Here is a 14,408-nt window from a genome sequence, read left to right on the forward strand (position 1 = left end):
CATATTTACCCCAAACAGACGAAAGGCCGCCCCGGCGTGGAGCGGCCTTTCAATGTCTCGATCTGGAGCCGAGGCTTAGTTCAGGGTGAACATGCCCGAAGCATTCCAGTTGACGGTCAGGGTGCCGTTCGAAGGCGAGACGCCCGAACCGTTGCCGGTCTCAAGGTCCATGAAACCGAGGATGCCTTTGTTGGCGTCGGAGTCATCGTAGACCACGACATATTTGGCGGTGAACGTCGCGTTCGACCACGACGGCGCCGAGGACGTGAAGGTGACGGTTGCGCCCGAACGGTTCAGCGTCACGCCGGTCAACGTAGCGCCGCCCGTGGTGTAGCCGTTGCCGGAAGCGACTTGAGCCGTCAGGTCAGCATAGCGACCGTCCGTGGACGTGCCAGCGAACGAAGCGGCCAGCGCTTGGACGTTGGTGACCAGAGCGGCCTTGAAGGTGTGAGTGTCGAGATCGAACGTGCCATCGACAAGTTTCTTCTTGGCGATGTCGAGAACGGTAAAAGTGCCAGCGGCCATTAGTATTTTCTCCGAAAGGATGTTTCGGAGTATTTATCCGCGACCCACATTCGACCGGTCTTAGTCCTCTGGATCGGTCGCAAGTTCGAAGAGACGATTGATCTCGGCGATGCGGTGCGTCGCGTGACGGTCGATTTCATCCAAGACCATCGGGAGACCGCCGAACCAAGTTTCGGGACGGCTGGCCAGAACGGTCTTCAGGTTCATCAGAGCGTCGCGGATTTCCGCGCCGTGGATTTGCTTCACCTCTTTCGAGGACGGGTTTGGGGTGTCTGTCATGCCAATATTTAGTCTCAGTAGGGATCGAGGATGATCGGCCCGCCACCACCGCCCGATTGCCACTGGTCGGTGTAAGTGCCTTCGATCTGGAGCGTGTCCAGAACCCCACCCACCGACGCCGAAACCGTCAGGTAGAGGGTCTTGTAAGCGCTGGTGTAGGTCGTGAACTGATCGGCCGCGAAACCCACCACCGAAGCCCGGATGGCGATGGTGTCACCATTCTGGACGGTCACCGAGTTGGCGTAGGACGATTGGACAGCGGAATCGTAGTGGTTCGAAACCACCGCATCGCCTTGATAGGCGCCGTTCTTGATGAAGCCCGCGCCCATGAGGGCGTCACCGTTCGCATAGCCTGACAGGCTCAAGGTCGCGGTCTGGCCGGGCGCGAGACCGGCGATGGTCATGGCTCCGTTCTGGTTCCAGTTGGGGGAGCTTGAGCCACCGTTGGTGTTGTTCGAATAGACCCAGAAATCGTTCCAATCACGCGGCGAGACACCGTTTCCGACGTTGTGATTGTTGTCGTTGTCCACGACGAACGATTGGGTGGCGGAAGCGAACTGACCACCCGTCCCGGTGATGCTCCAGAGGACCAGACGACAGGTCGCGCTCTTGCGGCCAGAGTTCGTGATCGCGTGAGGATTCACCGCGACGCGCGTCCCGTTGACGACGTTCCCGACGTCGAACTTGCGAAGGCCATCAGGTCCATTGGTGTGAGCCGCGAAATAACCGTGGTGCGTCCATCCAGCGGCGCCCGGAGGCCATGTGAAGACGTCCATGTAGAGCGCGTCGAGATTGCCGGAGTAGTCATAGACCTCGGCCCGAAGCGTGATCGGCTGGTTGATGCCGGTGACGTAATGCTCGCCATAGGACGAAGTGGACCAAGAGAAATCGTTCTCGTTGACCACGCCGTTGATCGAAGGCCAGTTCGTGATTGTGTCAGGCGTTGTGTCCACGACGTTGTAATTGTTGTCGAGGTCCACCGTCCCGCCGACCGTGATGGAGCCAAGGCTGGCGCCAGCCGTCGTGTTGGTGATGTAGGCGGTGTAGCTGGAATCGCCTCGCCCGGCGGACGTGTCGAAATAGCCGCGCATGATGATGCGGTCGCCGTTGTTCACGGCGATATTGGCGACGCCTTGGGTGCCAGCGCCGATGAAATATTCGGTCCACGACGCGCCATTGTTGACCGAGTGGTAGATGAAGAGACGGCGCGTGAAGATGCCGCCGGAATCCCACTGATTGCCGCGCGTGAACTGGAGATTGATCGTCTGGTTGATGCCCCAGACCCGGAAGTCGCAGTCGTTCGTGTAGCCAGACGGTTCGTTGGTAACGAGAGCGATATTGGTCAGCGACAGAGGGTCAGGCGTGACGTCCACGCTGTAGGCTTGGGCGACGTGTTCGAACGTCACGTCTGGCGAATAGCCGACGAAACCGTTGGCGTCCGTGACCCGGCAACGGAAGAGCGCCGAACGGGTCGATCCCGCCGGTTGGTTCAGCGTGGTCGTGGAGAACGCTTGTCCGTTATACATGCCAGCGCCGGAGACCTGATCGTTGCCGCTGACGAACTGCCAGAGGTAGCTATAGGGGGCGGTTCCACCTGACACCGAAGCCGTCACGGCCGGTGTGGTGGACTGGCTGATCACACTCGCGCCGCCGTTCGAGACGGATCGCGTGGAGGCGTTGACGCCCACGTTGACGATGGTCGGAGAAATGCCGCCCGCCGACGTGAAGTTCGTCACGTCCACGATCAGGAAGCGGGCTTGGCCGTAGACGTTGATGAAGGGTTCGGAACTCGCCGGTTGCCAGCCTTGGTAGAACTGTTCGAAGCGGGTCAGGCCGACGCGGATGGTCGATCCCCCGGTGTAGCCGCCGGTCGATTGGTAGGACTGGAGGGACTGTTCACGCCAGCGCGTCCCCGGTCCCGGTCCTGAGCCATCATCGACCTGTTGCTGGTTGGGGCGGGTCGGCGAGGACGAATAGCCGCCGGAATCGTGGGTCAGAAAAACGAAGGCGGGCGTGGCCTGAACGACGGCGTAAACCTTGCCGGAAGGGACCGCGATGTCAGTAGTGTCCGTCAGGCTGACGAAGCGACCTTCGGGAAGAATGGCCGGTGTCTTGGCGATCTCGACGGCTTCCGCGATCCTCATGGCCGCCATGGTCGCGTCGAAGGTCACGACGCCATATTCGTCCCTGATCTCGGCCACGATCCCGGCCATGGTCGGGTCTTTCACGGACGCGGCTGCGGTGTCGAAAATCCAATACTGGAGACCGATGGCCACGCTCGATTGAGCGCGAACGCGGAAGGTGAAAGTCGATCCGCTGACCGACACTCGCTCAACGCAAATGTTGCCGTTGGCCTTGTAGGCGAACACCGGGTTCACGCCGGTCACAGACACCGATCCCACGACCATCGGTTGGGGATGGGTTTGGCCGTCGTTGACCAGAGAGATCGCACCGGTGGCGGAAAGGCCGTAGCCGATCCCGCCGGTCCCGGTGACTTGTAGGTGTCCAGAGTTGGACAGGATTTCGATTACTGCGTCAGCCACCCAATATTTAGGCGCGGACCCCGTAGGCGATGCGGACGGGCTGGTTGTAGTTGGCCCCGCTGACCGTGAAGGACCATGAAATCGAGTTCCCGCTGATCACCACGTCAGGGATCGTCCAGCTTGTCCCCTCGGCCGGAAGGACGCTGACCACGACCGGGCGACCACGGGCGAACAACGGGTGGCTGACCGACCCGTTAGTCTTGCCAGTGGTGACGGTGCCGAGGACCGTCACGTTGGACGTCCCCGGCCCGAAGAGAACGGTCGTCCCGTCCGTCCCGAAAATCCACAGACCCGGTTCCATTATTGGAACCCGAAGAAGATGCGGCGGACGCCCGCCTTATACATTTTGAACCCGGTCGTTCCGCTCAGTTCGATCCGGTCGCCGGGGTTGCCGGGCGTCAGAAGGTTGAACGTGTTGGCGTTCACATTGAAGCTGGAGGTGGAGCCGTTGTTCACCGACGAATAGCCGCTGACCAGCCCGTTCACGTCGAGGACCACGCCGATCTTGGCGTTGACCTTGCCGTCAGCCGAAGCCGCCACGCTCTGAGCCGTGGTGATGCGGCTATCGAAGCCATCAACCTTGGTGGAGAGCGTCGAAACCGACGATGCCGAAGCCTTGCCAGCCAGTCCGTCAACGATGGTGTTGTTGACCTGAGTGAAGCGCGCCGAGAGCGTCGCGTTACCGGAGCCACGCGCGTTCGCGATCTCGCTGGACAGGTCCAGCACCGATTGGGCGGAAGCCTTGAGGTTGATGGCGTCGGTCAGGCTGGTTTGAAGACCGTCGATCCGGCTCTTGAGGGTCGTCCCGCCATTGCGAGCGGCCACGATCTCGTTGGAGAGCGTGGTGACGGACGAAGACGAAGCCTTGCCAGCGATATCGCTCTCGGCCGCATCGAGGCGCCCGTTGTGGCTGGTGATCGTGGTCTCGGCGTTCCCGACGCGCGTGGTCAGGTTCGTCATAGCCGTGGCCGAAGCCTTGCCAGCCAGACCATCGGTGACCGTCTGGCGCATGGTCGTCAGTTGAGCGCCGAGGTTCGCCGAGCCATTGCGGGCGCCGGTGATCTCGTTGGCCAGAGTGGTGACCGAAGACGTCGAAGCTTTTCCGGCGAGATCGGTGACCACGTTGTCGATCCGGGTGTTCGCCCCGGTGATGTTCGTCTCGGCCGTTCCGACGCGGCTGGTCAGGCTGGTGACGTCGGTGACGCTCGCCTTGCCAGCCAGACCATCGGAGACGGTCTGACGCATGGTTCCAAGTTGAGCGGCAAGATTGGCCGACCCGTTGCGGGCGCCGGTGACCTCGCTCTGGAGGTTGCCGACCGACGTGGCCGAAGCCTTGCCAGCGATGTCGCTTTCCGCCGTGTTCAGACGGGTGTTGTGGCTGGAGACCGTTCCCTCGGCGTTGGTGACGCGGGTCGTCAGGGCGGTCAGGTCGGTGGCCGAAGCCTTGCCCGCGATGTTGGTCTCGGCGGTGTTCAGGCGCGTGTTCTGAGCCGAGTTCACGCCTTCGGCCGTGGTGACACGGGTCGTCAGGTCAGACAGGTCCGTCGCCTTGGCGTAGGTGCCGTCAAGCGCGACTTCGAGTTCGTCCAGATCGGTTTGGCGAGCGAGCGCTTGGGCGCCGGTGGCGTTGACCACTTGCTCCAGACCGGTGACCCGGTTCGTGACCGCCGTCAGGTCGCCGACTTGCGAGTTCTGGAGAGCCAGAACGGTCGCGCGAAGACCGGAGCCATCGTTCTCGCCGACCACGGTCCAGAGACCGTCCGCACGGTTGCGAGCGGCTTCGGCCATGTCCTCGGCGTCACCGATCCGAATGACCAGATCAGCCGTGGCGTTGGCGACAGCGCCGTCCACGTCCACGACCACGTTTCCGAGATCGGCGACGGCATTCGACAGGTCTTCCAAAGCGTCGGTGATCTTGGCGTCAGCCAGCGCTTGGAGTTCGGTCAGGGTGTCCAGATCGCGAAGGATCGGAGGGACGTTGACGATGGTGTTCGACGTCCAGTCGATCCCGCCGTCTTGGACGCCGCCGACCCGCTGACCACTGGTCGTGATCGGGCCGAGGATGATCCGGGGCGATTTGATGCCGAGGACCGTCCGGTAGCTGACCGAGACTTCGTAGTCGGTTTCGGGAAGGACGTTCGCCAGTTCGGCGCGAGTGATCGCCTTGTGGCCTTCGGCCGCTCCGATCCAACCCATCTCGGCTTGGACTTCTTGGGTCGGAGGCGTGACGCCATTTTCCCACACCAGCGGGCGGCGCCACTCGAAGATCACCTGAGCGGTCGTCGGATCGTCGTTCGCACCTTCGACCACCAGCGCGGGCATGATGACCGTGTTGGTCATCCCGGCTTCGATCTGTTCTTCGGTCGGCTGAACCTCGATGGAGTTGGCCGAGATCGTCCAAGCGTTCGGTCCCGGTCCATCCGGGTTCGACGGGTCGAACGTGGACAGCGACGGCGACGGCGGGGCGACCTGAGACTGGCCGAGCGCGAAGGTGTGTTTGGCGTCGGTCTCCGAGCGGAGCGTCAGCTTGATTTGGAAGGTGTTCGGGTCGAAATCCCGCTGAACGACCATGCATTTCTGGTTGTTCACGGCGATGTCGGGGAGCGTGACGTTCACGCAATCGCCGACGCGGACGGCCAGAAGCTTGGGCTTCGCCGTGATCTCGAAAGTCAGGAACTCGCGAGTGTTGACCAGATCGTAGGTCGCAAGCTGGTGCGCTTGGCTGGCCTTCTGGACGAACGGAAGATTGATCTCGCTGGAGCGGACCTCTCCACTGTCTTCGGCGACATACTGAGCGGCCGACACGGCTTCGCCGGGGACCAGATTCCAGAACTGGCTCTCTTCGCGATAGGTCGGCGTGATGCGGTTCTTACGGTCCCGATGGGGAGCCGTGTTCATGACGCTGGCCGAGCCGATCACGTCGTCCTTGGTGATCGTGTAGATCGACGGTTTGACCGTGTAGGTCAGGACCGAAATCTGAGCGCCACGGACAAGCGGGATCGCCCCGCCCGCTTGGAGCAAGGTTCCGAGGACCGAGAACTTGTCGTCGGTCGTTTGAGCGACGCCGCCCACGGTCCAGCCAAGAGCGTCCGCGATGTTCGCACCGGCGACGAACGCCGGGATATCGACCTCTTCCGGCGGGGCGCCGATGCCGAAGAGTTTCTTGCCACCAGACCAGCGACCGAGCGTCCAGTTCAGGGCGCAAAGGTGCGGGTTCTGAGACCATTCCCAAGTTGCGGGATTGCTGATCCGATGCGAGCCGGAGCCGCCGGGATATGTCGAGTCCTTGCGAGGGTCGTAGACGCGCTGGCCGTTGACGACCCAAGTGAATTTCGGGAGACCTTGCGGGAAGACCTCTTGGTCGTAGTCGGCTTGGATGATCGCCGTGGCGACGCCCGAAGCACGGTCGGCCGGGATCGGAAGACCGGAGACCTGAGCGAAGGTTTGGGGCTGCGGATCGGCGCCGTTCAGGTGCCAGAAGTGCAAGCTGTTCTTCTTGAACATCTTGGACTTGGAATCGGTGTCACCGATGGCCGCGATGGTGGTCTGTTTGCCGCCTCCGAAGCCGCCTGACAGGCTCAGTTGGTAGTCGTTGGCGCGGACCTCCGAGACCCCGCCGATAGCCCCACCGACGCTCAGAGCGACCAGCATGGCGAGCGTCTTGTTCGACCGTCCCGACGTGTCTCGATAGTAGATCGAACCACCAGTCGCGGTTCGGCCGTAAGCGACCGGCAAGGCGTTGTCGGCGCTGAGCTTCATGTTCAGTTGTTGACCCGCGCTCTCCGGGGTCTTGGGCTTCGGCATGGTCGCGGCGAGAGCCAGACCAGACACCAGCATCCCCACGGCGCCGATGGCCGCCCAAGTGGCGACGGACATTCCGAGGAAGGCGGTGACGCCGATGGCGCCAGCGATGGCCGCACCAGCCGAGATCGCACCGAATGCGGCCACGGCGATCATTGCAACGGGAGGCATTACAGAGACCTCCAAGCGAAAGTCGCGGCGGTCAGTGAACCGATCTCGCCACGGACGCCTTGGCCGAGATCGCAGAACGCGAGGATGCGGTCAGCATCGAGAACCACGCCAAGAGCGTGTCCCGTGTCGCCTTCGCCGGGGATGGCCACGATGTCGCCGGGGAGCGTCGAAGCTGGAGCGATCCGCTCCAGCTTGAGGGTGTTGTCCAGAACGTCTTCGACGGTCTCATAACCCTTCTGGAGAAGGGCGCGCTTGGCTCCAGCCTCAGTCGAGTATTTGCGGAAGCCTTTGATCGGATCGTCGTGACCGACGCCGATCAGGACGGTGGCGATCAGATGCGCGCAATCGTTCCGGCCCCAAACGAAGGGCTGTTCATTGAAGCTACGATGGGCGAGTTCGGCGGCTTGGACCCTGACGATCAGAGGATTGGAAATCATCCAATATTTAGGCGAGTGGTCTGATCAGTAGAGTTGGAGGTCGTAGTTCATGCCTCCACCGCGACCGCCCCCACCGCCGCCATAACCACCACCCCCACCAGAGCCGCCGGAAGAGCCGCCGCCATAGTTCCCGCCACCCGCAATCGGCCCAGAGGACGGTTGAGGCTTGCCAGCATCGGCGCCCCAGAGGGGATCGGTCATGGCTGCGATATTGTAGTCCATGCCGCTTTCATTCGGGTGAAAGGATCGATGCCAGACCTTGTTCAGACGCTCGCCTTCGAGCGCTGCGAAAAGGCGTTCGAACACAGACGCGGCGTCCAGATCGACCACGCGGCTGTTGTTGTCCAAAGTGGTCTTGGCGGTATCCAATCGACCGATCCACAGAAGCTCCGGCTTGCCGATCACCAGACCAGTTTCTTCGTTCACGAGGCCCGCCCACGCGCGGACCCGCGAGCCTTGGGTCAAGGGCGCGGACAACGCTCCGATGGCGTCAGGGGTCGGCGGGAGGAAAGTGATCCCAAGGTGTGGAGCCGAGGTCGCGAAAGCTTCGGTCACACTGGACACCGACGACAGGACACCGAAGATCGGGTCTTTGCCGGTGAAAGTCGTGGCGACGCCATCGACGGCGAACGTGACGAAGCCGGAGCCAGTGATCAGGTTGACCGTCAGGTCGTCGGGGAACTCTACCCGGATCGCCATGAACGACCGGATCGTGTGGGCGCCGAGCGCCGCGTTCATTGCAGCATCCAAGGCCATTTACTGAGCCTCGATGATCTTGAAAGTCAGGCCGACGTTGGCGACCAGACCCACGGTCCAGCCTTGTTCGTTACCCTCCACGAACCCTTCGATTTTCGGCGAAGCGAACTCACACACTGAGCCAGCCGGAGGGCTGACCTTGAGCATCGGGCGCATCGGGACGACCGCCGCACCGGAACCGTTCGCGGTTACGTCGGCGCGGGCGCGGTGAAGGTATCGGACGCCGTTGGCGACGATGGAGAAGAACTGACCATTGCGGATTTGGTAGCCGGGCGCGAAACCGGTCATCGTCACCGACGACCCCGACTGGCCAGCGCTGGCGACGGTCGGGTTGCCGGGGTTTCCGATCTCGAAACCGGGCTGCGGAATTTCCGCGATCAGCTTCTCAGAAAGGCCATCCAGAAGAGCCGTGATGACCGGGTTGGCCTGAGCCGCTTGCATCGGCCGACAGACGGATTCGAAATGCCATTTGTCGCCCATCTTGGCGTTCCGTTGAGACGGTCCACCGAAATTGGATTCCAGAATGTTGGCGTTCGATTTGAGGTTCAGCCGGGTCTGAGAACCGAGGGGAAGGGATGGTAGAAGAGCCATCCCATATTTAGGTGAACCCCTACATGAGCCGGTTGCGACCGGCTTTCTGTTGATCCTGCGAGATCATCTGTTTGGTCGCGATCATCCCCTTGGTCACGCCTTCGTAAATCCAGCCCTTGACCTCTTGGGTCAGGACCGCACCCGAGGCGTCCACCCGGATTTGATTGACGATGGTCTGACCGCCTTGGCCTCCACCGTTCGGAACCTTGGCGGCGTTGCGGAGAAGGTTGTTCGGGAGAACTTGAGCGCCACGCGGAAGCGCGACGACTTCCTCGCCTTTCTCGCCGACCTTGTAGAGACCATCCTGACCAACGAAATCGGTTCCGCTGGCGAAGCCTTTCTTGCCTCCCCCGCCGGTCGTCATGCCGATGGCCGCTTTACCGAGACCCGGCATACCGAAGGCCCGGCCGAGCATTTCGAAGACAAGGAACTTGATCCCCATTTCGATCAGCGCGGCGACCACGCCCTTGGCCATGTCCCCGAAGGCTTCCCCGAACGATTTCGCGCCCATGAGGGCGTCGGTCAGACCGGAAGTGATCGCGTTCAATCCACCCTCGGCGATGCCGAAGAGTTTCTGGTTGAAGCTCTCTCCAGCCGCCTCGGCTTGGGTCATCCCGGTGATCCACTCTTGGATCGACTGCGGACCATTCTCGCGATTCTGCTGACCGGTCTGGTTGGTGCGGGCGTTGGACTGGCCACGCGAGAAACGGGCTTCGTTGTCGGCGATGATCTGGTCGATGGCCGCGCGTTCGTGACCGTTGCGCTCAAGCTGGAGCCGGAGCGCGGCTTGTTCGGCGTCGAACATAAGGCGGTCGGCGCGCTGTTGAGCCTCCAGAGCCTGACGTTCGTAGTCGTGACGCTCTTCGCGGGTCGTCGCCAGACCAGCCTTGTCGGTCAGTTCCTCGGCGTCGAGACGTGCAGCCTCCACCAGATTGTTGTTCCGGTAGGTCTGGAGTTCGATGGCCGCTTCATCCAACTCGCGCTGGCGTGAGGCCGCGACCGCCGCGACACGGGCTTCGTAGGTCTGGGTTTCGAGTTCGGTCAGGCGGGCGCCAGCGACAGCGGTGATCTCGTTGTCTTTGACCCGTTTCTCGACGGCGGCGATGGCCATGGCCTTGTCGTCTTCGAGAGCCGCGAGCGAGACAGCGTGTCGTTCGGACGCCGTGAAGGCTTGGGCGCGGGTGGCGTCACGAAGGGCGCGCTCCGCTTGAAGGATCGCTTCCTCGGAGTTCTTGGCGCGCTGTTCAGGCGAAGTCCCGCTACCACCCCCGCCGCCGCCGCTTCGGCGAGGGCCGCCGGAAGTCGTGTTCGTGCGAGGTTGTTCGACCGTGATGCGTTCGTCGCGGGCCGTGTTGTAGGCGTTGTAGGCCGCTGCTTCGACGGCGCGAGCGTCCGCGACCTGACCGGTCAGGGGATTGGCTGCCAGACGTTCATTGGCGACGCGCGTGGCCAGATCATCGAAGCCAGCCGGGTTCGGTTGACGACCATCGGCGCCGCCGTAGGAACCGGGTCCACGGGCGCGGCGAGTTTCAGTGGTCCGAGCGCGGTTGAGATCGCTTTCGAGGGTCTTCCGGTCGGCGGTTGCCTGACGGGCCTCGGTCGCGAGGATTTCCAGACGGGCGCGCTTAGCCTCGGCGGCCAGACGACCATAAGCGGTCGTCAGGATATCGACCTGACCGGTCAGAGCCGCCGTCTTGGTCAGCGCCTCCATTTCGGCCTTGGACAGGTTGCCGGTCTCGACGCGGGCTTTGTCAGCCGCCGCGCGAGCTTCATCCAGCGCCGCCTTCTTTTGAGAGACGCGATCCGCCGCATCACGGGAAGCTTCGGCCGCCTTGTAGGACTGAGCAGCGAAGAGGCCGAGGGCGACGGTGATGGCGGTGATCGCCAGACCGATCCCGGTTGCAGACATGAGAAGGCGAAGACCGAAAGTGGCCGCCGCCGCCGAGCGCGTGGTTCCGTTCAAAGCCGCCGCGAATGCCAGTTGAGCCGGAATGGCGCGAACGGCCGCCGCACCGTTGGCGACCATGGCCACCGTGTTCGTGGTGACCGCGATTGCCGCCTTGCCGACCGCCGGAGCGAGGGTTGCGGCCATGGCCACGGCGATGATCCCGAGCGCCGCGCCAACCTGATCGAGGTTGTTGCCGAGATAGGCCAGAGCCTCGCTCAGACGGTCGGTGATGCCCCACGCTTCGTTGGTGGTGCCGATGGCCTCGATCATCTTGTTTTTGAGGGCTTCGAACGACTGAGCGACCGTCAGCGGAGCCTTCGCGGCCTTGGCCTCCAGAGACGCCGAACCAGCGAGGATCAGGTCGAAGAATTCCTTCGAGGACAGTTTCCCCTTGAGGACGTCTTCGCGCATCTTTGCGACCGAGCCGCCGTATTTCGTGGACGCGCCAGCCGCCGCTTGGACAAGCGGAAGCATCCCTTCGACCATCGAGTTGAACTCTTCGGCGCGGACGGTTCCGCCGCCGAGGGCCTGAGCCATCTGGAGCATTGCACCGGAGGCTTCGGAGACCGGACGACCGGAGACCCGGATCGCAGCCGATACCGCGTCCGTGACCTTGAGGACTTCGTTCTGGCTGACGCCGAGTTCCTTCGAAGCCGACGTGACCCGGCCGTAAAGCTGGCCGAGGCTTTCGACGGCCACGCCGTTCCGGTTGGCGCTCTCGAAGAGACGGCCCTGAACCGTGGCGAGGTTTGCGCCTTCGACCCCGGCGACCTTCAGCGAGTTGGTGAAGCGGTTGTAGGTGTCGGCCAGACCTACGGCGGCTGCGATACCCGCGCCACTGGTGATCGCGGCGATGGACGCCATGAGTTGGGTGCGGAGAGAGCCGAGGCCGTTGCCAAGCGACCGGTTCAGGGCGCCGCCGATATCGGCCTTCGCCCACGCGCCATTCACGTCCCGAACGGCGGCTCGCTGGTCATTGAGGATTTTGTCTGCGACCCGCTTGTTGAGGGTCTGCATCCGTTTGACTTCACGTTCGAAGTCGATGATTTTCGCCGAGTAACGGGCCTCAATGTTGGCAACTGTAGACATGCCAATATTTAGGACGGGCAAGAAAAAGCCGCCCCGAAAGGCGGCTAGTTCTTAGGCTCCCCACTTCTCAGTGAGTTCGGCCAGACGGTCGTTGGTCGGAGCTTTCGGTGTCCCGTCGCTCTTCTCGTTGAAGATGCCCCAACCGTGAGAGAGGTGTCCCCACTCCCAAAGGGTCATTCGGTCCACCTCCATCGAGGTCAGGCCCATGGCGCCCGCTCGCTGGAGATAGCTTCCCCATTTGATCAGGCGTCGGGGGTCGTCATCGCCTGATCCGTCGTCTCCCCCGGCGGAACGGCGTCCTCCGGGTTCCCGTGCATCGTCGCGAACATGCAACGAAGGGCGACCAGCGAGTAGTCCACCAGATAGCCGTCAGTGATGTAGTGAGTGACCAGTTTCTTGGCGTCTTTTTGAGACATGCCGCCACCGATCAGGGCGAGACGGATCGTTTCGATCACGTCGTCCACCGTCCATTCACCGAACTGGAGCCGGTTCAGAAGGGCGGAAGGTCCAACTCCAACTTCGGCTTGAAGAGCGCGAAGCTCCCCAATACGAAGTTGGAGCGGGTAGTCGTCGTTTCCGACAAACTCGGTGAGCTTGCCAGTTCTAAGATTGGTATCGTTGAGTTCCATCCAATATTTAGGACGGCTCTCAAGTCACCTTACGGGGCGACCTCGGCCACGGTGACTTCGCCGTCTTGTTCCAGCGTGATCGTGTTCTCGCCGAGCTTGGTGCGGTCAGCCGAGAGGGCGAAGTTGGTCAGGACGAACTTGCCTTCGATGACGACATAGCCGTCAGTGACGCGGCATTCGAACGACTTGCCAGCCTTCCAGCGGTTCAGCCATTCGATGGTCTCTTCGGGGACGATCTTGCCGGAGCCGTCGATCTTCACGTCAAGCGTGGTGACGGTGCGGGCGCGCATTGCGGGAGCCGATTGGTCAGCCAGATCGACCAGATCGTCCGTCTCAACTTCAGTCGAGAACGTGATGCCCCGGCTGGCGTTGATCAGGTTGGCATGGGTCCAAGTGGAGCCATTTTTGATCTGGACGAGGATTTCGTGACCGCGCACGGATTCATTGTAAGCCATTATTGTTATTCCTTATGAGGCGTTGCTCCCGTATTTATTTTGGGCGCCCCAAAAGGACCGGCTTACTGTCTGGTCTCGATCAGATACTCGAAAGTAATGACCGCCGTTTCGGTGATTGTTGAGCCAATAGTCTCTGTCATCGGCAAAAGTCCGCCGTAATGGACCTCATGCGTGACGAAGCCCTCCACCGGGAGAAGGCGGTTCAGGGCGGCGTAAACGGCCCCTGCGATGACGTGGAGTTCCTTGGTCGTGGCCGCGTGGGCGCGGACTTCCACGTTGCATTCGAAGGCTTCGCCGAAGTCGTCGCGGCCGACGATCTGGTTGTCCCCGATCTCCAGATACGGAAGCTTCGTCCCTTGCGGGATGCGGGTCATGATCTTCGACGCTTCGTTCGGCTTGGTCGCCGCGATGCCGAAAATGTTGGCGCTGGTCAGGGCGGATCGAACCGCCGTCGCAAGCGCGAGCGAGGGTTCAGCCATTAGAGCGCTCCACTGTCTTTGATTGCTTTGCGGAACCAGCGGCGAATGCGGCGTCCGTGTTTCTTGTTCATGATCTTCACGGCCGGGAAGAAGAACTTCCTCGGCGGGGTGCGCGAGCCGTCCGCGTTGCCGTGGCCGAACTCCAGAGGCGCCGCATATTTCAGGGCCTCGGAGCCGACCTTTACGCCCCACGTCGTGTCATCGACGCGGTAGGCGACGACGCTATCGATCAGGTGACCGTTGCGAGGATCGCCGCGACCGAGGGTGGCTTTGACCAGAGCCTCCAGTTCCTTGGCCGATACCTCGCAAGCGCGCATGGCTTCGGCCTCGGCGTCGCGTTTGGCGCGCTCCAAGAGGTCGTTGAACTCGTTGAGACCGGTCCAGCCATCAGCCATCGTTCGGGCCTCCGGCTTCGGCGTGGATCGTCTGGAAACGACCGCGACCTTCGAGGTCGCCGTTCCACTGGACGTTCATTCGTTCTTTGGTGGCGTCGTTGACCAGCGTGTCGCCGGTCGAGATCGCGCGGGTCGTCGGCGTGGATCGAACGGTGATGACGAAGCTCCGCATCCCGCTCATTCGACCGGCAATGACCTCTTCCCCACCCTTGGTCATTTCGATCCGGGCGGGGACGGTTGCGGACGCGCGTTTGACCTCCACCGGGTCACCAACTTCGTTGGTTTCCACGACGGGTCGAAGCGCCACGAT

The 14,408-nt window shown here is 62.2% G+C and carries 14 protein-coding genes; all 14 read right to left on the reverse strand.

Annotation, left to right across the window (positions count from 1 at the left end):
- Positions 1 to 75 precede the first annotated feature (75 nt).
- The 14 genes from ACLBV5_RS09630 to ACLBV5_RS09695 all read right to left on the reverse strand — a co-directional run bounded on the left by ACLBV5_RS09630 (position 76) and on the right by ACLBV5_RS09695 (position 14,405).
- Complete coding sequence (locus ACLBV5_RS09630; RefSeq protein ID WP_447605524.1) at positions 76 to 525, reverse strand: hypothetical protein; 450 nt, start codon at positions 523 to 525, stop codon at positions 76 to 78.
- 60 nt (positions 526 to 585) lie between these two features.
- Positions 586 to 804 (reverse strand): hypothetical protein, encoded by a 219-nt coding sequence (locus ACLBV5_RS09635; RefSeq protein ID WP_447605525.1) that lies wholly within the window; start codon positions 802 to 804, stop codon positions 586 to 588.
- Positions 805 to 818: 14 nt separating this feature from the next.
- Positions 819 to 3,347: a hypothetical protein gene (locus ACLBV5_RS09640; protein WP_447605526.1), complete on the reverse strand. Its 2,529-nt coding sequence runs from the start codon at positions 3,345 to 3,347 to the stop codon at positions 819 to 821.
- 7 nt (positions 3,348 to 3,354) lie between these two features.
- Positions 3,355 to 3,648 (reverse strand): hypothetical protein, encoded by a 294-nt coding sequence (locus tag ACLBV5_RS09645; RefSeq protein ID WP_447605527.1) that lies wholly within the window; start codon positions 3,646 to 3,648, stop codon positions 3,355 to 3,357.
- Positions 3,648 to 7,319: a hypothetical protein gene (locus ACLBV5_RS09650; protein ID WP_447605528.1), complete on the reverse strand. Its 3,672-nt coding sequence runs from the start codon at positions 7,317 to 7,319 to the stop codon at positions 3,648 to 3,650. The genes ACLBV5_RS09645 and ACLBV5_RS09650 overlap by 1 nt, the downstream gene beginning before the upstream one ends.
- Complete coding sequence (locus ACLBV5_RS09655) at positions 7,319 to 7,756, reverse strand: DUF6950 family protein (RefSeq protein ID WP_447605529.1); 438 nt, start codon at positions 7,754 to 7,756, stop codon at positions 7,319 to 7,321. Before ACLBV5_RS09655 ends, ACLBV5_RS09650 begins: the two co-directional genes overlap by 1 nt.
- A 24-nt stretch (positions 7,757 to 7,780) precedes the next feature.
- On the reverse strand, positions 7,781 to 8,494 hold the full coding sequence (locus ACLBV5_RS09660; protein ID WP_447605530.1) for a hypothetical protein: 714 nt from the start codon (positions 8,492 to 8,494) through the stop codon (positions 7,781 to 7,783).
- Between the two features lie 18 nt (positions 8,495 to 8,512).
- Positions 8,513 to 8,992: a hypothetical protein gene (locus ACLBV5_RS09665; RefSeq protein ID WP_447605531.1), complete on the reverse strand. Its 480-nt coding sequence runs from the start codon at positions 8,990 to 8,992 to the stop codon at positions 8,513 to 8,515.
- A 130-nt stretch (positions 8,993 to 9,122) separates the two neighbouring features.
- Complete coding sequence (locus ACLBV5_RS09670; protein WP_447605532.1) at positions 9,123 to 12,161, reverse strand: tape measure protein; 3,039 nt, start codon at positions 12,159 to 12,161, stop codon at positions 9,123 to 9,125.
- Positions 12,162 to 12,382: 221 nt separating this feature from the next.
- Positions 12,383 to 12,769: a gene transfer agent family protein gene (locus ACLBV5_RS09675; RefSeq protein WP_447605533.1), complete on the reverse strand. Its 387-nt coding sequence runs from the start codon at positions 12,767 to 12,769 to the stop codon at positions 12,383 to 12,385.
- 29 nt (positions 12,770 to 12,798) lie between these two features.
- Positions 12,799 to 13,224: a phage tail tube protein gene (locus tag ACLBV5_RS09680; RefSeq protein WP_447605534.1), complete on the reverse strand. Its 426-nt coding sequence runs from the start codon at positions 13,222 to 13,224 to the stop codon at positions 12,799 to 12,801.
- Positions 13,225 to 13,286: 62 nt separating this feature from the next.
- Positions 13,287 to 13,703 carry a hypothetical protein gene (locus tag ACLBV5_RS09685; RefSeq protein WP_447605535.1) on the reverse strand — a complete coding sequence of 139 codons (417 nt, stop codon included), beginning with the start codon at positions 13,701 to 13,703 and terminating at the stop codon, positions 13,287 to 13,289.
- Complete coding sequence (locus ACLBV5_RS09690; protein WP_447605536.1) at positions 13,703 to 14,098, reverse strand: hypothetical protein; 396 nt, start codon at positions 14,096 to 14,098, stop codon at positions 13,703 to 13,705. The genes ACLBV5_RS09685 and ACLBV5_RS09690 overlap by 1 nt, the downstream gene beginning before the upstream one ends.
- On the reverse strand, positions 14,091 to 14,405 hold the full coding sequence (locus tag ACLBV5_RS09695) for a phage head completion protein (RefSeq protein WP_447605761.1): 315 nt from the start codon (positions 14,403 to 14,405) through the stop codon (positions 14,091 to 14,093). The genes ACLBV5_RS09690 and ACLBV5_RS09695 overlap by 8 nt, the downstream gene beginning before the upstream one ends.
- Between the last annotated feature and the right edge of the window lie 3 nt (positions 14,406 to 14,408).

Source organism: Brevundimonas sp. M1A4_2e, from assembly GCF_053345555.1.